Origin of the sequence: Novosphingobium sp. YAF33, from assembly GCF_052113265.1 — a bacterium.
Taxonomy (GTDB): Bacteria; Pseudomonadota; Alphaproteobacteria; order Sphingomonadales; family Sphingomonadaceae; genus Novosphingobium.
This window is the reverse complement of sequence record NZ_JBFRCW010000010.1, coordinates 83719-104505: the sequence shown is the minus strand read 5'-3', so window position 1 is coordinate 104505 and position 20787 is coordinate 83719. Positions and strand designations below refer to the sequence as shown.

At 61.5% G+C, this 20787-nt stretch carries 18 protein-coding genes; 9 read left to right on the top strand and 9 right to left on the bottom strand.

The genetic code is table 11. The features are described from left to right. Nucleotides 1-24 precede the first annotated feature (24 nt). The 5 genes from AB4Z00_RS20015 to AB4Z00_RS19995 are packed head-to-tail and all read right to left on the bottom strand — an operon-like array spanning nucleotide 25 to nucleotide 3960. Nucleotides 25-579 (bottom strand): NADPH-dependent FMN reductase, encoded by a 555-nt coding sequence (locus AB4Z00_RS20015; protein ID WP_133085041.1) that lies wholly within the window; start codon nucleotides 577-579, stop codon nucleotides 25-27. Nucleotide 580: 1 nt separating this feature from the next. Further along, on the bottom strand, nucleotides 581-1357 hold the full coding sequence (locus AB4Z00_RS20010) for an SDR family oxidoreductase (RefSeq protein ID WP_133085042.1): 777 nt from the start codon (nucleotides 1355-1357) through the stop codon (nucleotides 581-583). Beyond that, the gene (locus tag AB4Z00_RS20005; RefSeq protein ID WP_133085043.1) at nucleotides 1354-2094 is read right to left on the bottom strand and encodes an alpha/beta fold hydrolase; all 741 of its coding nucleotides are present in this window, start codon (nucleotides 2092-2094) and stop codon (nucleotides 1354-1356) included. The genes AB4Z00_RS20010 and AB4Z00_RS20005 overlap by 4 nt, the downstream gene beginning before the upstream one ends. Nucleotides 2095-2099: 5 nt before the next feature. Further along, nucleotides 2100-3056, bottom strand: a complete 957-nt coding sequence (locus tag AB4Z00_RS20000; RefSeq protein ID WP_133085044.1) for a VOC family protein — start codon at nucleotides 3054-3056, stop codon at nucleotides 2100-2102. A 52-nt stretch (nucleotides 3057-3108) separates the two neighbouring features. Next, nucleotides 3109-3960, bottom strand: a complete 852-nt coding sequence (locus AB4Z00_RS19995; RefSeq protein ID WP_133085045.1) for a fumarylacetoacetate hydrolase family protein — start codon at nucleotides 3958-3960, stop codon at nucleotides 3109-3111. 130 nt (nucleotides 3961-4090) lie between these two features. Between AB4Z00_RS19995 and AB4Z00_RS19990 the strand changes: the two genes are divergently transcribed. Continuing rightward, nucleotides 4091-4798 (top strand): GntR family transcriptional regulator, encoded by a 708-nt coding sequence (locus AB4Z00_RS19990; protein WP_201282527.1) that lies wholly within the window; start codon nucleotides 4091-4093, stop codon nucleotides 4796-4798. An 8-nt stretch (nucleotides 4799-4806) separates the two neighbouring features. Here the strand turns inward: AB4Z00_RS19990 and AB4Z00_RS19985 are convergent, their stop codons facing one another. Next, complete coding sequence (locus tag AB4Z00_RS19985) at nucleotides 4807-5589, bottom strand: SDR family NAD(P)-dependent oxidoreductase (RefSeq protein ID WP_133085046.1); 783 nt, start codon at nucleotides 5587-5589, stop codon at nucleotides 4807-4809. Nucleotides 5590-5618: 29 nt separating this feature from the next. Next, on the bottom strand, nucleotides 5619-7283 hold the full coding sequence (locus AB4Z00_RS19980; protein WP_236549399.1) for a class I adenylate-forming enzyme family protein: 1665 nt from the start codon (nucleotides 7281-7283) through the stop codon (nucleotides 5619-5621). A gap of 157 nt (nucleotides 7284-7440) precedes the next feature. Here AB4Z00_RS19980 and AB4Z00_RS19975 point away from each other — a divergent pair, with 157 nt between their 5' ends. From AB4Z00_RS19975 to AB4Z00_RS19955, 5 genes are read left to right on the top strand one after another with little or no spacing between them, the layout of a single operon-like run. Beyond that, nucleotides 7441-8643, top strand: a complete 1203-nt coding sequence (locus AB4Z00_RS19975; protein ID WP_133085048.1) for an acetyl-CoA C-acetyltransferase — start codon at nucleotides 7441-7443, stop codon at nucleotides 8641-8643. Between the two features lie 47 nt (nucleotides 8644-8690). After that, a complete protein-coding gene (locus tag AB4Z00_RS19970) occupies nucleotides 8691-10850 on the top strand; it encodes a 3-hydroxyacyl-CoA dehydrogenase NAD-binding domain-containing protein (protein WP_133085107.1) in 2160 nt (719 codons plus the stop codon). Then, entirely contained in the window at nucleotides 10847-12004 is a 1158-nt protein-coding gene (locus AB4Z00_RS19965; RefSeq protein ID WP_133085049.1) for an acyl-CoA dehydrogenase family protein, read from the top strand. The genes AB4Z00_RS19970 and AB4Z00_RS19965 overlap by 4 nt, the downstream gene beginning before the upstream one ends. A gap of 17 nt (nucleotides 12005-12021) precedes the next feature. Further along, a complete protein-coding gene (locus AB4Z00_RS19960) occupies nucleotides 12022-12900 on the top strand; it encodes a MaoC family dehydratase (protein WP_133085050.1) in 879 nt (292 codons plus the stop codon). Then, a complete protein-coding gene (locus AB4Z00_RS19955; RefSeq protein WP_133085051.1) occupies nucleotides 12897-13724 on the top strand; it encodes an SDR family NAD(P)-dependent oxidoreductase in 828 nt (275 codons plus the stop codon). Before AB4Z00_RS19960 ends, AB4Z00_RS19955 begins: the two co-directional genes overlap by 4 nt. Nucleotides 13725-13855: 131 nt before the next feature. On the opposite strand, the gene AB4Z00_RS19950 is transcribed toward AB4Z00_RS19955, so the two are convergent. After that, nucleotides 13856-14632, bottom strand: a complete 777-nt coding sequence (locus AB4Z00_RS19950; RefSeq protein WP_133085052.1) for an SDR family oxidoreductase — start codon at nucleotides 14630-14632, stop codon at nucleotides 13856-13858. Further along, complete coding sequence (locus AB4Z00_RS19945) at nucleotides 14629-15630, bottom strand: quinone oxidoreductase family protein (RefSeq protein ID WP_133085053.1); 1002 nt, start codon at nucleotides 15628-15630, stop codon at nucleotides 14629-14631. Before AB4Z00_RS19945 ends, AB4Z00_RS19950 begins: the two co-directional genes overlap by 4 nt. Nucleotides 15631-15858: 228 nt before the next feature. On the opposite strand from AB4Z00_RS19945, the gene AB4Z00_RS19940 reads away from it, so the two are divergent. The 3 genes from AB4Z00_RS19940 (at nucleotide 15859) to AB4Z00_RS19930 (ending at nucleotide 20658) form a co-directional block, all read left to right on the top strand. Then, nucleotides 15859-18540, top strand: a complete 2682-nt coding sequence (locus AB4Z00_RS19940) for a LuxR C-terminal-related transcriptional regulator (protein WP_133085054.1) — start codon at nucleotides 15859-15861, stop codon at nucleotides 18538-18540. A gap of 82 nt (nucleotides 18541-18622) precedes the next feature. Further along, complete coding sequence (locus AB4Z00_RS19935; RefSeq protein ID WP_133085055.1) at nucleotides 18623-19552, top strand: 3-keto-5-aminohexanoate cleavage protein; 930 nt, start codon at nucleotides 18623-18625, stop codon at nucleotides 19550-19552. After that, nucleotides 19552-20658, top strand: coding sequence for a CaiB/BaiF CoA transferase family protein (locus tag AB4Z00_RS19930; RefSeq protein WP_133085056.1), 1107 nt, complete (start codon nucleotides 19552-19554; stop codon nucleotides 20656-20658). The genes AB4Z00_RS19935 and AB4Z00_RS19930 overlap by 1 nt, the downstream gene beginning before the upstream one ends. Nucleotides 20659-20787 lie beyond the last annotated feature (129 nt).

Here is a 20787-nt window from a genome sequence, read left to right as displayed (position 1 = left end):
CCGGTGCGCTCAGAACCTATCGTCCTATAGGGTCGGCCCTGCGTGGAAGCGAAACATCTGGTCTACCATCATGGTAAGCTGGCTGGTGACGGGCGCCTGTTCGATGGGATCGCCCTCGGTTCCGACCGTGTTGATCGCAACCCCGAGAGGTGTGGGCCAACCGCGCAGGGCATGGGTTATGCTGCGAAGCTGCTGGAGCGTTCCAACCGCAGCCTGCCAGCCAGCAGCCGTGGCGATTGCGCCGACCGGCAGGCCGTCGAAGTAGCAGCGACTGTCCCGGTTCGTATCCTCGACATAATCGAGCGCGTTCTTGACGAAGCCCGATATCGCACCGTGATAGCCCGGCGAACCGATGATGATGCCATCGGCGGTCCGAAGCAGTTCAATATAACGCCGTGCTGCGTCGGAGCGCTCCTGATTTTCCGGTGCATACGGGGGGAAATTGATGTCTTCGCCCGAAAGGATGGTAGTGCGTGCGCCGCGCTCCTGCGCGATTGCTAGCGCTTTACGCAGGGCGCGTTCGGTCGATGACATGGCGCGCATGGTGCCGCCGATGGCGATGAAATGGGGCTGAGTCATATCAGATCGACAATCCACCTTCGACCGGAATGACCGATCCTGTCACGTAGGCTCCGGCGCGAGAGGCCAGATAGATGGCGGCGCCCGCCAGGTCTTCCGCAGTACCGGTGCGCCCGCGCGGCACCATGCCTTCGACCATTTTTCTCATCTCGTCGGACGTGATGACGGTCATCTCCGTCTCGAAGAAGCCGGGCGCGATGACATTGGCCGTGATGTTATCGCGGCCCAGTCGTTTGGCGAGACCCTTCGCCAGCCAGTGGATCGCACCTTTGGATGCCTGGTAGGCGTAGTTCTCCTTGGGACCGACCTTGAGAGCGCCTACCGAGCCGATGTTGATGAGGGATGCCGGCCGTTCCTTTGTCCCGCCGGCGCGCAGTAGAGGGAGAAATTTCTGAAGCAGGAAGAACGGTGCCTTCAGGTTGAGATCCATGACCTGGTCCCAGTCCTGCTCGCTGTAATCGTCGATAGGCGCCTCGGCCATCGCACCGGCATTGTTGACCAGGATATGAAGCGCATTCTCGGCTTCACTCACGCGGGCGACGAGAGCGTCCACTCCCTCCAGGGATGAGACATCAGCGGTTAGCCCGATGCATTGACCCCCGGTCGAGGTGCTGATTTCCCGGGCGGCATCGAGCACTTTGGCCTCGGTCCGCGCGCAGATATAGACCTTGGCGCCGGCGGCCGCGAAGCCGGTCGCTATATGGCGCCCAATGCCGCCGGAGCCGCCCGTCACGACGGCGATGCGGTCCTTCACCGAGAACAGTTCTGCGGGGTTCATGCGTCTACCTTCAATCCGGCGATTTTAAGGATCAGGCCGGTGGTGCCTTCGGGATCGCCCACCAGCAGAGCATGGTCGCCGGGATGTTCGTGAATGTTCCAGCCGAGCGCGCGCGCGCGCTCGTGCATCGCCGTCATTACGGTCACGGCGGCGGCGATATAGTCCACCGGTCTTGCGATGGTTTCGCTGCCCTTGGCGATGGCGCCCGCTGTCGCCTTCATTGGCTGGTCAGAAAGGTTGTCGAGCAGCCACTTTTCCCGTGCGGGATCCATGAGGTGCGGATGCTCCTTGGCAGCCGCACGCTGCATCTCGTCGACGCCCGAACCGATCGGTCCCTCGCCGGCTTCAAGCAATGCATCGAGCTGTGCGACTTGTTCCTCGGGTACATAACCCATCAGCGAGGCGATGCGCTCGCCCGAATGGGCGATAATGGCGTCGAGGTAGATGATGCTGGCGATGCGGTCGCCCACCTCTGCTATGATACCCGGCGCCACGGTGCCTGCATAGCTGTGCGCTACCAGCACGACGTCATGCAGATCTTCGAATTTGAAGACGTTGACGATGTCGCGCACGTGGGTCTCGTTGCCCACATCGCGGCCGATGAGATGGCTGCGCTCGCCAAAGCCGGTAAAGGTCGGTGTGTAGACCTTGTGCCCGTGCGCTTCGAGAATCTCCCGGACGTATTTCCAGGTCCAGCCGCCCATGCCGCCGCCGTGAAGAAGAACGAATGTGGTCATGGCAATCAGGCCTCCGCTGGTTCGGTGTTCTGGATAAATTCGGGGAATGGGTCCGGCCCCCAAAGGAACATGCTGTCGTCAGGGGCGTGGTTGGCCGAGGGCCAGTCCACATCCGCAGGAATGAAATCGATGTCGGCGGAATACTCGCTGAAGCTGCCCCAAGGATCGCGTACGTAGTAGAAGTAGTTCGCACCCAGCACGTGCTGGCCGAGGCCCCAGTTGGGTCCGTAGCCGGCGCGCGCCATGCTTGCGCCGCCGAGACCCACTTCCATGACGGAACCCACGTCCCAGCTGTTGTGATGCATACCGCGGCGGTCGGAGAGCACGAGTGCGAGCAAGTGGTGATCGCTCCCATGGACACCATGGAGAAAGGCAACAGCGGGCTCGCTCTTGTCGGAGAGCCGCAGGCCAAGCGTCCGCTCATAAAAGTCGATCGCGGCGTTCACGTCGGTGGTGAAAATCGCAAAGTGCGAAAGACGCCGGGGGTGGACCTTGGGTGCCTTGCTGTTGGGAATCGCGCCGGACTTGCCGGGTTCTGAACTCGTGAAGCTGAAGCGGCTCTTTTCGGCGGGCGTCGCCTTTTCCGCAACGCGGACGTTGATGGGAAGGCCGTCGAACCCTCTGAACCAGATACCCTTGGCTTCTGCGTTGTCAGGTGCCGGGATGAATTCCACACCGGCGCGCTTGAGGTGGCCGCGAAACGTCTCCTCCTCATCCGCGAATATCCCGAAGCTGAGATAACGCAGCCGCTTGGCATCGCCTGCCTGGCTGAGGACTGCCCACCTGTGCGGATGACCCTGCGCATAGAGTTCGAGCCGGCCATCCGCCTCGCGCACGTCCAGACCGAAGAGCGTGTAGAAGCGTCGTGCCTCGTCGAGGTCGGGCACTTCCACCGCAAAGTGATCGATGGAATGGACACCAAGTACATTGGCGCGGCGACTGGCGATGCTTTTCTCGTTCATCCTGTCCTCCATGGCGGCCGAGCGATGTTCTGGCGCATCGCTCGGCCCGAAATCACGCTGCCTTGATGGGATTGACCAGCAAGCCGATTTTTTCGATCTCCACTTCGCACACATCCCCGTCCTTCATGAAGAGCGGAGGATTGCGGGCAAGTCCGATGCCCGACGGCGTGCCCATGACCAGCACGTCGCCTGCTTCCAGCGTGAAGCATGTGGAAAGCAAGGACACCGTATCGACAACATCGAAGACCATGTCAGAGGTATTGGCGCTCTGAACCACCTGCCCGTTCAGCCTGGTCTCGATCTTGAGCCCAGCGCCGCCCGCGGGCAGTTCATCGGCCGTGACCAGCCATGGACCGAAGGCACCGGTATCGTCGAAATTCTTGCCCACGGTCCATTGCGGCGTCTTGAGCTGATAGTCGCGCACGGAGCCGTCATTGAACACCGAGTAAGCGACGATGTGGGACAGCGCGTCTTCCTTTCCGATGTTCTTTCCGCCCTTGCCGACGATTGCGACCATTTCAGCCTCGTAATCGAGCTGGTCCGATGTGGCCGGCTTGATGATCGGTGCGCCGTGGCCGATCAGGCTCGAATTGAACCGTCCGAAAACTGTCGGGAATTCGGGAACCTGAAAGCCGCCTTCGGCAGCGTGATCCTTGTAGTTGAGACCAAGGCACAGGATTTTCGGCGCCTTGATGAGCGGAGGCAGAAATTCAAGGTCGTCTTGCGCGACGCTCTCTCCCTGGGCCAGGACTTTGCCGCCCGCCTTTGCGAGCGCTTCGCCGCCCTGAGCGACAAGGTCGTCCAGATCGTAGAGTGCCGCGTCGCCGAAAATCGCCTTGATGCCGGAGCCAGTGTCCACCGCAACGCCGATGCGACCGTCCTTCGAAACTTTTGCCAAGCGCATGATTCGATCCTTTTCCAAACTCGGGCACCGTGGGGTGGCTCGGTCGGCTCGTCAATCTGAAATATATTCTAAGTACTCAAATATACCTCTAGCGTTTACCTTGCATTTCGTTGCTGCTATGGAGACTGGGATGACAAAAAAGCTCAGCCTCACCGAGCAGGCCTATCGCCGGCTGCGGGACAATCTCCTGACCTGCCGCCTTGTGCCGGGGGAGCGGATCAACATCAAAGACGTGTCGGACAACCTGGGGTTCAGTCTCGGTGCAGTCCGAGAGGCCTTGTCGCGCCTGACGTCTGAAGGGTTCGTCGTCCTTGACGATGCGCGAGGCTTTCGGGCAGCGCCGATTTCCATCGCCGATCTGACTGACCTCGTCATGGTGAGGAGTGACATCGAGGGACAGTGTCTTCGCCGCGCCATCGAACGCGGCGGCCTCGATTGGGAATCGACGATCGTGAGTGCTGCCCACCGTCTCAGCAAGACGCCGACACGCGATCCCGACATGCCGGAGCGGCTCAATGAGGACTACGCCGAGGCCCATGGTGACTTCCATCATGCCCTCGTCGATGCTTGCGACAGCCCATGGTTGCTGCGCATGCGCGAATGGCTCTACGCTCAATCCGAACGATATCGCTACCTCACGGTTCCGCTCGCAACCGGCGAGCGGGATCTGGTGCATGAGCATGCCGAAATCGTCGAAGCCACGCTTGCCAGGGATGCGGATCGGGCCGTCGCTCTCCTCAGAAGCCATCTCGAGGCAACAGCCAGGCTTCTGATCGATGGACAGACCGACCCGGCGGGTGAGGCGAACCTGCGTTTCCTGGATGACAAGGCCGCCTGACACCATTTTCAGCGTTGCCTTTGCTGGCCCGTGCCGCCCCCGCTGGCCGGCATCAGCATGTTGCTCATGCCGCCGTCGACAAGCACATCGATACCGCTGATGTGGCTGGCCTGCGAACTGGCGAGGAACAGGATGGCGTTGGCGACATCCTCGGCCAGGCCGAGTTTACGCAAAGGTATACTGGCTTCCCGCTCTTCCCGGCGCGTCTTGTCACCGTAGCCGGCGGCCGTCATCGGCGTGTAGGTAGGACCGGGAGAGACGGTATTGCAGCGGATGCCATCGGGACCCCACTCAATGCAGAGTTGCCGGATCAGCATCAGAAGCGCCGCCTTGCTGCACGAATAAAATCCGAGCCCCGGCGTGGGCTGGGTGCCCGACATCGAACCTGTAGCAATGAAGGCACCCTTGCTGGCTCGCAGGTGCGGATGCGCGGCCTTTGCTAGCAGCCAGGTGGAGCGAGTGTTTACCGCGAAGATCCGGTCGAAGTCGGCAAGTGGCTGGTCGACAAGAGCGCCACCCATGATGATGCCCGCATTGCTGATGACTGCATCGATACCGCCCATGTGGGCGAGTGCAGCCTCGACGATGCGATCGCCGCAGTCGGGCTCGGCAAGATCGACGACGCAGCCCCCTGCCGCCGGCCCAATTTTGCCCGTCACTGCTCCAAGATTGGCCTCGTCCCTGTCGGCGAGGAGCATTGAGTGCAGGCCGGGCAACACTTGTCCCGCCGCCAGCAGTTCAGCGCAGGCGCGGCCGATGCCGCTGGCTGCACCAGTAATGACCACACGCATTCCATTCTCCCTTTGCGCGCAGCGCCTGATCAGTCCTTGAGACCAAGCTCGTCCATCAACGCGCTGCGCAGCTTGAACTTCTGTATCTTCGATGCCGACATCGGCCATTCGTCGATGAACCGGATGTGCCGGGGCACCTTGAACGAGGCAAGGCGCGCCTTGGTAAAGGCGATCAATTCCTCCGGCTCGACAATCACGTCGCCGTCTCGCTCGATGTAGGCTGCAGGGATTTCGGCCAGCCGCTCGTCCGGCAGGCCAACGACCTGGGCAAGACGAACAGCCGGATGCGCGGCCAGGACCGCTTCGACTTCTGCCGCCGCGACGTTCTCGCCGCCCACCTTGAGCATGTCCTTGAACCTGCCGTGAAACATCACATGCCCGTGCGCATCGATCGAGCCGATGTCGGCGCTGTGATACCAGCCCTCGCTGTCGAGCGCCTGGGCCGTCTTCTCAGGATCTTTGTAGTATCCGTCGAACAGATTGTAACCGCGGATCAATATCTCGCCCCGTTCGTCGACGGCTTTCTCCAAGCCTGTTTCAGGGTCGATGATTTTCATTTCGATGCCGGCAAGAGGATAACCGAGCTTTCTGAAGCCCATTTCCGGCTCCATCCCGTAGCCGCCGGTGGTCACGATTCCTGTAGCCTCCGTCATGCCCATGGTCCCCACCTGCAACATACCGGGAGCCTTCTCCCGGTATGCCTGACCGACCCGGTCGGGCATGAAGGCAAAGCAGCTGTTCTGGAGCCTGACCGAGGAAAGATCTGACGTTTCCCAATCGGGATGCGCGATCATTGCCTGATGAAATGTGACGAAGGGGAGGAACATCATCGTCACGCGCTCCTGCTCGATCTGGCGCAGGCTTTCTCCGGCGTCGAAATGCGGCTGTCCGATGAAGGTACCACCTACCTCCATCGCGCCGAGCATGCAGAGCATTGCGGCGATATGGAAAAGCGGCAGCGGCGACCATGCTCGCTCGCCGGGCTGGAAGGCCCAGCGATAGTGCGCCAGGTTGTTCGCCTCGCGCGTCACGGCTTCATGGCTTAGTAGACAGCCCTTGGGATTGGCCGAAGTGCCGGAGGTGTACAGAATCATCGCGGTATCACGTACGCGAACAGTGAGGCGCGCCGCATGGATTTCGTCTTCGCTGACCTGTTCGGCGGCTTCATCGAACATCGCCTGGTCGATGAAGCCGGGAACCGAACGACCGCCAAGCATGATGATGCGGGAAAGCTTCGGTGCCGCGGCAAGTGACAGGCGAGCAGGATTGTCGGCACTCGCCAGGTCTGCAAACGCCTCGTAAAGCCGGGCACCGAAGTCGACGTGTTCAGAGACAAGATCGTTTGTGACGATGGCTGCAAGGTCGGCGTTCTCCGACACGTACGCCATCTCTGGTGCCTTGTAGCGGGCATTCATGAGAACCGAGACGGCACCGCACATCGCATTTGCGAAAAGCGTTTCGACGAATTCGATGCTGGACGGCAGCAAGATGCCGACATGGTCGCCCCGCCGAATCCCGAGCGCCCTTAGCCCCCTCGCGCGGCGCAGAACACTGGCCACGACTTCGTCATAAGTCTTGCGTTCGCCCGGAAAAACCAGGGCCTCCCTGTCCTTGCCCTTGTCCCACCCCGCCAAGAGGTGATCACCCAACGTCGTCGCGGTGATGCGAATTGCGGCGTCGTCTTCACCCGTCATGCTCACAAAAGCTCGTCCTCAAAGTTCGTCCCTGCGCGATGAGTGCGAGATTGCAGCGAACCCGCGATCCTGCGCCTTTCGTTGGATAGGTGCGGACAGGCTGGCCAGACCCAAGAGCAGGATCACGAAAACACCGATCACTGGCCGGGAAATGACGATGGAAGCCTATATCTACGATCATGTTCGCACGCCGCGCGGCAAGGGCCGGCCCGATGGCGCGCTGCATGAGATCACTTCGGTCGAAATGGCGACACAGCTGCTCAAGGCCTTGCAGGAGCGCAACGCACTCGACACCGCCTTGCTCGATGACGTTATCATTGGCATGGCGCAGCCGGTCGGCGAACAGGGCGGTGTCCTGGCGCGCGCGGCAGTTCTTCAAGCCGGCTATGCGCAATCGGTGGCTGGCCAGCAGATTCACCGATTTTGCGCGACTGGCCTCGATGCTGTCAGTCTCATCGCGGCCCAGGTCCATTCCGGCATGATCCAGGCCGGCATCGGGGGCGGCGTTGAATCCATGAGCCGGACGGTCATGGGCTATGATTCCGGTGCCTGGACGTCGGACCCGGCTGTTGCATTCGGCAACTATTATGCGCCGCAGGGCATCGGCGCGGACATCATCGCGACGCTCGACGGCTACACCCGCGAGGATGTCGACCGTTTCGCGGTCGAGAGCCAGCGCAAGGCGGCCCGTGCCTGGGAAAACGGCTATTTTCGAAATTCCATCGTGCCAGTGAAGGACGTGCTGGGCGAGGTCGTGCTCGATCATGATGAGCACATGCGTCCGGGCACCACGCTGGAGAGCCTGGCAAAGCTCAAGCCCGCATTCGAAGGCTTCGGGAAAGCCGGTTTCGAAGCTGTCGCAAAAGCGCGGTACCCCGAGATCGAGGACCTCGACTACGTCCATCACGGCGGCAACAGCTCCGGTATTGTCGACGGTTCCGGGCTCGTCCTGGTCGGCTCACGGGCGTTCGGCGAGAAAGCGGGGCTCAAGCCCCGCGGGCGCGTCCGTTCCTATGCCAATATCGGTTCTGAACCGACGATCATGCTGACGGCCCCTGCGGAGGTCTCGCGCAAGGCTTTGCGGGCCGGAGGAATGATGCCCAAGGACATCGACCTCTGGGAGCTCAACGAGGCCTTCGCCAGCGTAGTTATGCGCTTCCAGCGCGACATGGACATTCCCGACGACCGGATCAACGTGAACGGCGGCGCGATCGCCATGGGACATCCGCTCGGCGCCACCGGCGCGATGATCCTCGGCACCGTGCTCGACGAATTGGAACGCCGCGACGCCGAAACCGGCCTCATCACGCTGTGCGCGGCCAATGGTCTTGGGACCGCCGCTATCATCGAGCGCGTCTGAACGCTGCTCCATTCCTAGAAAAAGATCGGGACACACCCATGAAGACAATGCGACTGGAGAAGGCCGAAGACGGCTTCGCGATCCTGACTCTCGATGCCGAAGGTTCGATGAACGTCGTCAACGACGGCTTCATTGCGGACATGACGCAGGCCACCAGGCAGATCGCACAGGACGACGCCATCAAGGGCGTTATCCTGACCTCGGGCAAGAAGTCGTTCATGGCCGGCGCGGATCTCAAGCAGCTGGTCAATGGCTTCGATACGCTCACACCGCTCGAGGCCTATGCGTTCTCGAAGCGGGCGACCGACATGCACCGCGCGATCGAGCAGTCGGGTAAGCCGTGGGTTGCAGCGATCAATGGTTTGGCGCTGGGCGGAGGTTTCGAACTCGCGCTGGCCTGCCATCATCGCATCCTCGTCGATGATGCAAAGGCCACTGTCGGCCTGCCCGAAGTTACTGTCGGTCTCCTTCCCGGATCTGGAGGCACGGTTCGGCTCGGTATCATCGCCGGCATGAAAACGGCGCTCGACCTGCTTCTGACCGGCCGCGCCGTCGCGCCTGCCGAAGCGCTCAAACTGGGCATCGTGGATCAGGTGGTTCCCGAAGCGGAACTTCTCGATACCGCCCGGACGTGGCTGGCGAGCGGGCCCGACCCTGTCAAGCCGTGGGACGTCAAGGGCTGGGTTCCGCCTCAGAAGAAAGGGCTCACGGTACCGGAAGATTCCGCCGCGTACATGATGGCGACGGGAGGCCTTGCGAAGAGCGGCTATAATCAGCCGGCTCCGCTCGCAATTCTCAATTCGCTGTTTCAGGCATTGCAGTTGCCGTTCGACAAGGCGCTCGCAGTAGAGGGCAAATACTTTGCTAAGCTGCTAACCGATCCGGTCGCCCGCAACATCATTCGCACGACCTTCATCTCGAAGCTGGCAGCAGAAAAGGGCGCTCGCCGCCCCGCAGGCTATCCCAGGTTCGAAGCGCGAAAGGTCGGCGTGCTGGGCGCGGGGATGATGGGTGCGGGAATTGCCTACGTTGCGGCCAATGCCGGCATCGACGTCGTCTTGATCGACCGCGATGTGCCGACGGCGCAAAGGGGCAAGGACTATTCAGCCAAGGTACTCGACAAGCTGGTCGAAAAAGGCAAGGTGACGCGGGACAAGGCCGATGCGGTTCTTGCCCGCATTGTCCCGACCGACGATTTCGGCATGCTCCAGGGCTGCGATCTGGTCGTCGAAGCCGTGTTCGAGGATACCGCGATCAAGGCGGAGACCACGAAGAAGGCAGAGGCAGTGCTGCCGCCCGAAGCCATTTTTGCTTCTAACACCTCGACTCTTCCGATTTCGCAGTTGGCGCTGGCTTCGAGAAGCCCGGATCAGTTCATCGGTCTGCATTTCTTCTCGCCGGTCGATCGCATGGGTCTGGTCGAGGTCATCATGGGCAAGCAGACCAGCAAGGAAACGCTGGCCAAGGGTCTCGATTTCATCGCGCAGCTCCGCAAGACGCCGATTGTCGTCAATGACAGCCGCGGCTTTTATACCAGCCGCGTGTTCCAGATGCTGATCCACGAAGGAGCGGCCATGCTGGCGGAAGGCGTGCCACCGGCAGTGATCGAGAATGCCGCCAAGGCAGTTGGCATGCCGGTCGGTCCGCTCGCGCTGCTGGACGAACTCACGCTGGATCTGCCGCTCAAGATCGTCGACCAGGCGATCGCGGAAGAGGGCGAGGCCTATACTCCGCCGGCCGGCGTTGCCGTCATGCGCAAGATGAAGGACGAGATCGGACGCTCCAGCCGCAAGACCGGAGGAGCCTTCTACGACTACCCTGAAGGCGGCAAGAAGCACTTGTGGAAGGGGCTCGTCGAGCACTTCCCTGTCAATGACAGTTGGGACATCGAGGAACTCAAGAAGCGCTTTCTATTTGCCCAGGCGATGGAGACGGCGCGCTGCCTGGAAGAGGGCGTGTTGGAAACACCGCAGGACGCCGATCTCGGCGCGATCTATGGGTGGGGTTTCCCGACGTGGACCGGCGGAACGATCAGCTACATCGATACGATCGGCATCGGCTCGTTCGTCGGGGAAGCGGATATCCTTGCCCAGCGATATGGGCCCCGTTTCCTGCCTTCCGCGTGGCTGCGTGAGAAGGCATCGCGCGGCGAGACCTTCTACACTGCCGAAAGCGCCGACGAGGCCAAGGAGCCCATGCCAGCATGAAGCGCCTGATCTTCGAGCCGGAGCACGAGCAGTTTCGCGACAGCGTCGTCAAGTTCATGAGCGCCAATGTCGGCGCCCATGCCGAACGCTTTCGCGAACAGGGCATGGTCGATCGCGATCTTTACCTCAAGGCAGGCGAGCAGGGATTGCTCTGCACCTGGGCCGAGGAACGGTACGGGGGTGCGGGAATCGACGATTTTCGTTTCGAGCAGATTATCATCGAGGAGAATATGCGCCACGGCGACATAGGCTTCTACATCAATCTCCATAACGATTTGGTCGCGCCCTACATCGCCAAGCTCGGCACACAGGAGCAAAAGGAGCGCTGGATGCCCGGCATCGTCAGCGGCGAGACTATTCTTGCCGTGGCGATGACCGAGCCATCTACGGGCAGCGACCTTGCAGGAATGCGCACGAGCGCGGTCGAGCATGACGATCACTGGGTGCTCAACGGCGCCAAGACATACATTTCCAACGGCATTTTGGGCGATCTGGTTGTTGTCGCGGCACGGACCGATCCGGCCAGCCGCCATGGGCTTGGCCTGTTTGTGGTGGAGCGCGGCTTCGAAGGCTTCGAGCGCGGGCGCAAGCTCGCCAAGATGGGTATGAAGGCGCAGGATACCGCCGAGCTGTTCTTCAGCGATGTCAAAGTGCCCAAGCAAAACGTGCTGGGCGATCCGACGCAGGGCTTCAAGTATCTTGCGCGCTTCCTGGCACAGGAGCGCCTTGTGGCAGCGATCGGTTTCATGGCCACTGCCCAGACTGCCTTCGACCTTACGCTGGACTACGTGAAAGAGCGCAAGGCCTTCGGAAAGCCGATCGGCGCGTTTCAGAATACGCGCTTCAAGATGGCTTCCATGCGCGCGGAGCTCGATGCGATCCAGACGTACGTGGATCAATGCGTGATCCTGCTCAACGCAGGCGAACTCACTGCCGAAGATGCCTCCGCTGCCAAGTTGCTCACGAGCGAACTGGAGGGCCGGGTGATGGACGAATGCGTCCAGCTCCACGGCGGGGCCGGGTACATGGACGAGTACCGGATCAGCCGGATGTACACCGATGCCCGCGTCAGCCGCATATTCGCCGGCACGAGCGAGATCATGCGCGAGATAATCGGGCGCGGGCTCGGGCTCGACGAGCGCAAGCTGACCTGACCGAAGGGAAACTCGCTATGCTGAACCTTGAGCGCATGCGCGGTTACCGGGTCCCGATCGCGCAGGACGTTTGCGATCCGCGTTCCGCCATCCTCTACGCCCTGGGCGTGGGAGCGGGGCTCGCCGCCATCGATGAGAGCCGCTTCCTCTTTGAGCGTGACCTCACCGTTTTGCCAACCATGGCGCTTGTGCTTGGCACGCCGGGGTTCTGGCCGATGGCTGCGGAACTCGGGTGGGACTGGCCGCGAATTCTGCATGGCGAGCAGAGCTTGCGTCTTCATCGACCGCTGCAACTGGGCCAGGTCATTCATGGCCGGATCGAGATCGGAGAGGTCGCCGACAAGGGACCGGGCAAGCCCGCTCTCGTTCGGGCGAAGCGGATACTGACGACGCCGACAGACCAGCTGATTGCGGAGGCAGAGGAAATCTGGGTCCTACGGGGCGAAGGTGGTTTCGGGGGAGACCGATCTCTCGTTCCGCTTGCGGATGGACAATGTCCCGATTTTCCGCCGGATGCAGTGCTTGACCTGCCTACGGCGGCTAACCAGGCGATGCTATACCGGCTGACCGGCGACCGCAATCCGTTGCACATCGATGCCGGAACGGCGGCGGCGGCGGGGTTCGAGCGCCCGATCCTCCACGGACTGGCGACGATGGGCCTCGTTAGCCGCGCATTGATCCATTTGTGCTGCGGCGGAGACGCGTCGTTGCTGACGCGCATGCATGTCCGTTTCACCGCGCCTGTGTTCCCAGGCGAAACCATTCGGACCGAGATCTGGCGCGATGGAGATGACATTCGCTTTCGCGCGTCTGCGAGAGAACGCGGCGTGGTGGTGATCGACGGGGGCAGTGCCTGCGTTCAAGGATTTGTGAAAGAACAGGAAGAGGTCACGTGAAAATACTGGATGGAAAGGTCGCGCTCGTTTCGGGATCGGGGCGGGGCATCGGCAAGGCGATCGCGCTCAAATTGGCTAGCGCGGGCGCAAATGTCGTGGTCAATGACCTTGACGAAGACGTGGCCCGCGCCACCGCGGCCGAGATCGAAGGACTTGGCGTTCGCGCCGTCGTTTGCGTCGGCGACGTTACTGATCCGACTTTTGGCGATACCTTCGTGTCCGCAGCAGTCGCGGCTTTCGGCACGATCGATATCATCATCAATAATGCCGGCTATGCCTGGGATTCGGTGCTTCAAAAGACCAGCGACGAACAGTGGATCGCGATGCTCGATGTACACCTGAGCGCGCCTTTCCGGATTCTTCGCGCCGCGCAGCCGATCATTTCGTCCGCAGCCAAGGCCGAGATCGAACAGTACGGGCGTGCCAAGCGACGGACAGTCGTAAACATTTCGTCAGTTTCGGGTCTTGGCGGAAACCCGGGGCAGGCCGGTTATGCTGCCGGCAAGGCAGGGATTGTCGGCCTCACCAAGACTGTGATGAAAGAGTGGGGGAGATACAACACCACGGTCAATGCCGTCGCCTTCGGCGCGATCATGACGCGTATGACGGCTGGCGAGGCTGGCAGTTCAACCATCGATATCAAGGGCAAGAAGATCAAGGCCGGGGTCAGCGACGAGATCCTTGAGGCCATGGAGAAAGGAATTCCCCTCGGGCGCGCAGGCACTCCGGAAGAAGCAGCAGGAGCCGTCTATCTCCTTTGCATGCCGGAGGCCGATTACATCACAGGTCAGGTCATAGTCGCGGGGGGCGGCTGGCAGCTCTGACCTGTGGAGCGAGGGAGGAACTATGTCCTCCCTCGCTCAAGTCTTTTCGCTGCCGGAGGAATGCGGTCCTCGGAGGATACGGCATCAGGGATGAGCCTGGCTGGACGCTCGTCCCTCTGCCGGCATCAAGATCACCCGCAGCCGACTACGCCGCCATCGACCGGAATTTGCGCGCCGGTGACATAGGCTCCTGCTCGCGAGCAAAGGAAGACGACAATTCCGGCGATGTCGTCGGCGCGGCCCAGCCTGCGCAGCGGAATATGGCTGAGCAATTTCGGGTCGACTGCATCCTCGTCACGCATGTGAGCGGTCATTTTGGTAGGGAAGAAGCCCGGTATCACGGCATTGACCGTGATGTTCCGGTCGGCAAGGTCGCCGGCGAGATCCCGCGTCATCATGTGGACCGCCGCCTTGCTGGCAGCGTAACTGTAGGCATTGAGCCGTTCGGCCTTCATGCCCGCCACCGAACCGATGTTGATGACCCGCGATGGATCATCGGCCGTGCCCGCCGCGACCAGTTCGGGAAGGAGTTCGCGCACAAGAGTGAAAGGCGTCTGGACATTGACTGCCATCACGCTTGGCCAGGCCTTGTCGGGAAAGGTATCGATAGGGCCGCCCCAGGTCTTGCCGGCGTTGTTGATCAGGATGTCGCATTGGCCCAGCGCGCTGCGATACAGTGCGGCAAGCTCCACCGCGGCTTCCGGAGTAGACAGGTCTGCGGCAAGCGGCAGGCATGGCCCGAGACCCGACATTTCCGCCGCGGCGGTCTCACACACATCGGCCTTGCGCGATGTGATTGCCACGCTAGCGCCTGCGCGCAGAAGACCTTCAGCGATCATCCGCCCCAACCCCTGTGCGCCGCCGGTGACGAGGGCTTTCTTGCCGTGCAGGCTGAACAGATCGCTCACATCGTCACCACGACTTTGCCGAACTTGTGCTGGTCGCGAAGGTGAAGAAGAGCTTCCTTTGCCTTCGCCAGAGGGTAAGTAGCCTCGATGACCGGCTTGATCCGATGCTCGCCGGCGAACGCTAGCATTTCCCGGAAGTCCTGCGGATCGCCGACCTGACTGCCGACGATGCTGGCGCTCTTGAGGAAAATATCCGTCGCATTGAACTTGACCTCGTTCCCGGCGGTCGACCCGTAGATGACTATGCGCGCACCCGGGTTGATGGCGCGGACATAGTTGGCAAAGCTGGGTGACGGTGCACCATCCAGGACCACGTCAATCCCGCCGGTCAGCTTGCCAACCTGCTTTCGCCAATCCGGGTCGGTATAGAGCAGGCCGCCCTTGGCACCCATCTCGATCGCCCGGTCGAGGACTTCCTGGCTCTCACCGGTCACATAGACGTTCGCGCCCTTGGCGACGGCGAATGCGAGGCCGAACGTGGCGACTCCGCCGCCGACCCCGCTGATCAGCACAGTTTCTCCGGCCTGAAGCCGGCCCTTGAACATCAGAGCCCGCCACGATGTCAGCGCTGTGAGCGGCATTGCGCCGGCTTCCTCAAAGCTCATGAAGGAAGGTTTGGGAGCCAGGTTCTCGGCAGGGATACAGATGTATTCGGCGATCGTCCCGGCAAATGGCATGCCCAGCAAACCGAAGTCTGCAGCGGGCGCATGGCGATTGGGGCCCCAATTGCGGGCCGGATAGAGAACGACTTCTGAGCCCACGTCCACGCCGCTAACGTCGGCGCCGACCTTGTCGACAATGCCTGCGCCGTCGCAACCCAGCGTTACCGGCACCACCATGCCGGGATATTGTCCATGAGAAATGAACAGTTCTCGGTGGTTGATCGAGGCGGCTTTGAGTGCGACTCGCACTTCCCCGGGACCGGGTTCCGGCGTTTCGACGTCGGCAACGCGGGTGGATTCAGGTCCCTCGGCGTTTTCGAGATACAGGGCCTTCATGGTCAACCTTTCCTAGCTTTTGGCCCCGGCAGCTTCGGGCGGCCTGCTTGTTTCGGGCGTAAAGACGGCAATTTACGAAAATTCCCGGCCATCCGGAGCAGGACAATATCTCCGGCTCGCGAGGACCTATCTGCGGATAGGAAAAAGGATTGCGTTTAGGATTTCACACGTCAGAATATATTTCGGATCAAAAAACAAATTGCCACAAGGCATGTCCAGGAGAGAGCCATGAAAGTCATTCCGACGAGCGCTTTGCCGCATCGGATAACGCCGACATTGATTGAGCGCGCTGCCATGAGAGACCTGACGGCCAAGGTCCGCGATTCCCGATTGACGATGGTGTCAGCGCCCGCTGGAAGCGGAAAGACCACCTCGATGCTCTACTGGGCGGACCTGCTACGCGCGCAAGGCCACCCGCTCCTCTGGGTGGCGACACGTGCGGGGATCTTCAACAAGGCATCTTTCCTCTCTGCCCTCAAGGCAGCAGGCGTTGCGGCCGGCCTTCCTTGGGAGCAACTTTCCCTGGATGGCGACGATGCGCCCTGGCTCGAAGCGTTGTCGATAACGATCGACCCGCGGCCCGTCCTTGTCATCGACGATGCCCATCTGCTCGATCAAGCCGCTCTCGATTTTATCGCACAGCTATCGGCGACAGCTCGGGATGCCCTGTGCATGATCGTTTCTGCCCGCGGCGCGATTGGGCTTCCGCTGGCGCGTATGCGCGCATTGGGTTTCCTCAATGAAGTGGGAAATGCCGATCTCTCACTCACGATCGCGGAAGCGGCTCAGCTGGTAACCCAGAGCATCGGAACGCCGATCGACTCCAAGGATCTTCAGGATATCGTGCGGGACACGCAAGGTTGGGTATCCGGCGTTGTGATCGCCTGCGACTTGTACCGCCGCGGCAAACAGGGGGCCGGCAGTCCCAGGTTGACGGGCTTGCGTCCGGAATTTGCAGAGTACTTCCATGAAGAGGTGCTCAGCCGTCAGCCAGAGGACGTTCGCCGCTTCCTTGTCGATACGTCGATCCTGGATGAACTGACCCCTTCTGCCTGCGCGGCGGTCACCGGCGACGAAGATTCTCGCGCGATGCTTGACCATGTGTTCCGCCAGGGGCTCTTCCTGAACGCGATCGATCAGGAACACAGTCGATACGCGTATCACCGCCTGTTTCGTGAGATGGTCCTTGGACGCCTGATGGACAGGGCGCCCGCACGGGCGGGCCTGATGCATTGCCGTGCCAGCGACTACTTCGCCGCCAACGATCAGGCAGTCCTGGCCATCGAGCATGCCCGACTGAGCGGCGATCAAGCATTTCTGGCCCGCCAGCTCGACCAATTGGCGGAACAGCTGACCTATACCGGCTATCTCTATCGCATCGACGAGTTGGGCTCCGCCTTGCCCTGGGCGGAACTGGCCCAGCACCCTTATCTGTTGTTGGCTCTGGCATGGCGGCGCATTCGCCAATTGTCTTTCACCGCCGCCCAGCGCTTTATCGACGCAGCGCGCGCTATCCTCGAGACCAAGGTCTCCGAAGGAAGGGTCGCTGCGCACGATGCGGATCAGATCGATCTGATGATCCGCCATCGCCTGGTCATGCTGGCCGCCGCGCGCGACGACATGGTCAAGGTTGAAGCGGACGCGGAGCCGCTTTTGGTCGAGATGGCCGAAAGCCATGCCTATCTCAGCTGTACGTTGCTTGCCCAGCTCATGTCGGCACGGCGCGAACTCTACCACTTTCAGGACATGCTCAAGCTGGAAGCGGAAACTCGGCGGGCGCTGTCCAGGCCGGGTTCGGATTTTGCCTCGATTGCGCTCAAGGCCTCCGTTGCCCCGACATTGATGGCACAAGGCAAAACGCCCCTTGCCGAGCGCTTCCTCGAAGAAGCCTTTACGCTTGCGAAAGGGTTACATGGCGAGGGCTCGGGACTGGCTGCCTTGCCAGCGCTCCCGCTTGCGGAGCTGCTTTACGACGCCGGCGATCTAGATCGCGCGGCTGACCTGGTCGAACGGCACTTGCCCGTCGTGCGACAGTGGGGATTCGCCGACCAGATGGCATCCGGTTATCTCGTCGATGCTCGCCTTCGCGCGGCGCGCGGCGACCTTCCCGGCGCGCTTGTCACTCTCAATGACGCGCATCTCGTTGCGATAGAATGCGGTCTTGATCGCATGCGCGCCTTCATTGTTGCCGAAGAGGTCCGTCTGCTCGTCAAGGCGGGCCAAATCGAGGAGGCTGAGCGGCACTTCCTGGCCGGCGATCCGCAGATCGACGGCGAGCCCATACCGACGCTGCGGCCGACGCGTCGTAACGAGTGCAATGCGATCGCCTGGTTGCGCATCGAAATGCAGCATCACCGATTGACCCGGGCGCGCAAGGTGGCCCATCGCTGGCTGGAGTTCGTAAAGCGCGCCGGGGCCATTCGCTCGGCCGTAACCTTCGAATTGCTCCTTGCCGAAATCGCGGTGCTCCAGGGCAATCGCTCCGAGGCTCGCCGCGCTGTGCGTGCGGCGGTGGAAATGGCGGAACCTGCCGGCTGGATGCGCACGTTTATCGACGAGGGCGAAGTCATTTCCGCTCTTCTTACCGAGGCCTATTCCCACGGTCCTGAACTCGAAACACCTGCCGACCGGTTCGCGGTTCACTTGGTCTCCCTGATGCGAAATGGCCCGCAGATCGAGACAGACGAGGACGAGGACGACGATTTCGGACTGACCGGTCGCCTGGCCAACCGGGAGGTGGACATTCTTACCATGGTGAGTGGCGGTCTGCGCAACCGGGAAATCGGCGATCGGCTGGGACTGACCGAGGGAACGGTCAAGTGGTACATGCAGCAGATATACGACAAGCTCGGTGTTCGCCGTCGCCCTCAGGCGGTTCTGCGCGCCCGCCAACTCGGAATCCTTCCCTGACGAGCCACCTCACTGCCTATCGAAGGATAGATTGCGGGCGGCGAGGCGGCTGCCATCGAGCGGCTGCGGGAAAGGAAACATCATGGCCAAACGAAAAGTCATCATCAGTTGCGCAATCACCGGAGCGATCCATACACCCTCGATGTCACCCCATCTTCCGGTGACAGCTGACGAGATCGCGGAATCTGCGGTTGGCGCGGCCGAAGCGGGCGCAGCGATCATCCACCTTCACGCCCGCAACCCCACTGACGGCCGGCCCGACCAGGATCCCAAGCTTTTCGAACCGTTCCTCAAGGTCATCCGCCAGCGCAGCGATGCTGTGCTGAACCTGACGACCGGGGGACATCCCTCGATGACCGTCCAGGAACGCATCCGTCCCGCCCAGACTTTCGCGCCGGAAGTCGCCAGTCTCAACATGGGCACGATGGGTTTTGGATTGTTCCCGATGCTGGACCGCTTCAAGGAATTCAAACACGCCTGGGAGCCAGCGGCGCTGGAAGCATCGCGGGACTTGGTATTCAAGAATACCTACGCGGATATCGAGCATCTGCTCGGCACGCTTTCGCCTCTCGGCACGCGTTTCGAGTTCGAGTGCTACGACACCAGTCACCTCTATAACCTGAAGTACTTCCTGGACCGGGGCTTGGTAAAGGCACCGCTCTTCATACAGACATGCTTTGGCATTCTGGGCGGGATCGGCAGCCATCCCGATGATATCATGCACATGAAACGCACAGCAGATCGGCTGTTCGGCGATCAGTATCAGTGGTCGGTGCTCGGCGCGGGTGCCCGCCAGATGAGTGTCGTCGCGATGGCTGCGTCCATGGGAGGAAACGTGCGCGTCGGATTGGAAGATTCTTTGTGGGGCGGCCCCGGGCGTCTGGCCGAGACCAATGCTGAGCAGGTGCGCAACGCGCGCCAGATCATCGAGGGCATGGGGCTGGAAGTGGCAAGTCCGGACGAAGCTCGTGCCATTCTCGACCTGAAGGGCGCGGACCGGACAAATATCTGATGCCGGAACGGTCAGGGCCGCTGGTCGGCGTGCGTATCATCGAGATCGATGCGATCGGCCCGGTGCCGCTGGCAGCGATGCTGCTGGCCGACATGGGGGCGGACATCGTTCGGGTCGCGCGGCCTCCCTCCGCTGGACCCGGTGACTGGGAGGACGTGGGCGGTGATATCCTTCATCGCAGCCGAATGGTCACTTATCTCGATCTCAAAAACGAGAGGGACCGCAGCAGTCTGCTCGACCTGATCGAGCATGCAGACGGTCTGATCGAAGGCTATCGGCCAGGAGTGATGGAGCGGCTGGGTGTCGGTCCGGATGTCTGTCTTGCCCGTAATCCCAGCCTTGTGTTCGGGAGGATGACCGGCTGGGGACAGAGCGGGCCGATGGCCATGCGCGCGGGACATGACATCAACTATCTCGCAATCACAGGGGCGCTGCATGCCATGGGCAAGACCGGGGAGCCGCCGCCAGTCCCTCTCAATCTCGTCGGTGATTACGGCGGCGGCGCGATGTTCCTCATATTCGGAATGTTGAGCGCCTTGCTTTCGGCACGGCGGACGGGGGCGGGCCAAGTGGTTGATGCCTGCATCACGGACGGCGTCGCGTCGCTCATGAGCCTGTTCTACGCTTGGCAGCCGAAGGGCCTTTGGAATGATGCACCCGCATCCAATCTTCTTGACGGCGGTGCGCCGTTCTATCGATGCTACGCCTGTGCCGACGGCAAATTCGTGGCCGTGGGCTGTCTGGAACCCAAGTTCTTTGCGCAGATGCTCGAGGGTCTGGGCCTTGCAGGTCGCGGTTACGATCAACATGAGCGGGCGGGGTGGCCTGGGATGGAAGCCGATTTCGAAGCGGTCTTCCGGACGCGTACGCGCGACGAATGGGGCGAGACCTTTGCGTCGACCGATGCCTGCGTGACGCCGGTCCTAAGCATGGCCGAGGCTCCGGCGAGCCCTCACAACAACGCCCGAGATACTTTCGTCACCCTGGGCGGCGTAACGCAGCCGGCGCCATCGCCCCGTCTCACGGGGACTGTCCCGGCAATCACCGCCGGGACTGAGGCCACCATCGCGGACCTCATTCGGGCTTGGGCGCAGCCGCGTTATTGAAACTCGCAGTGACCATACGCCTCGCAGGTGGCGGTGGTAAGTATCGGCGGAGCCCCGGCTGCCCAGTCCATAAAACTGAACAGTTTTGCCCTCTTTTGTATCATTTCCTCTCCGAAGATAGGTGGTGAA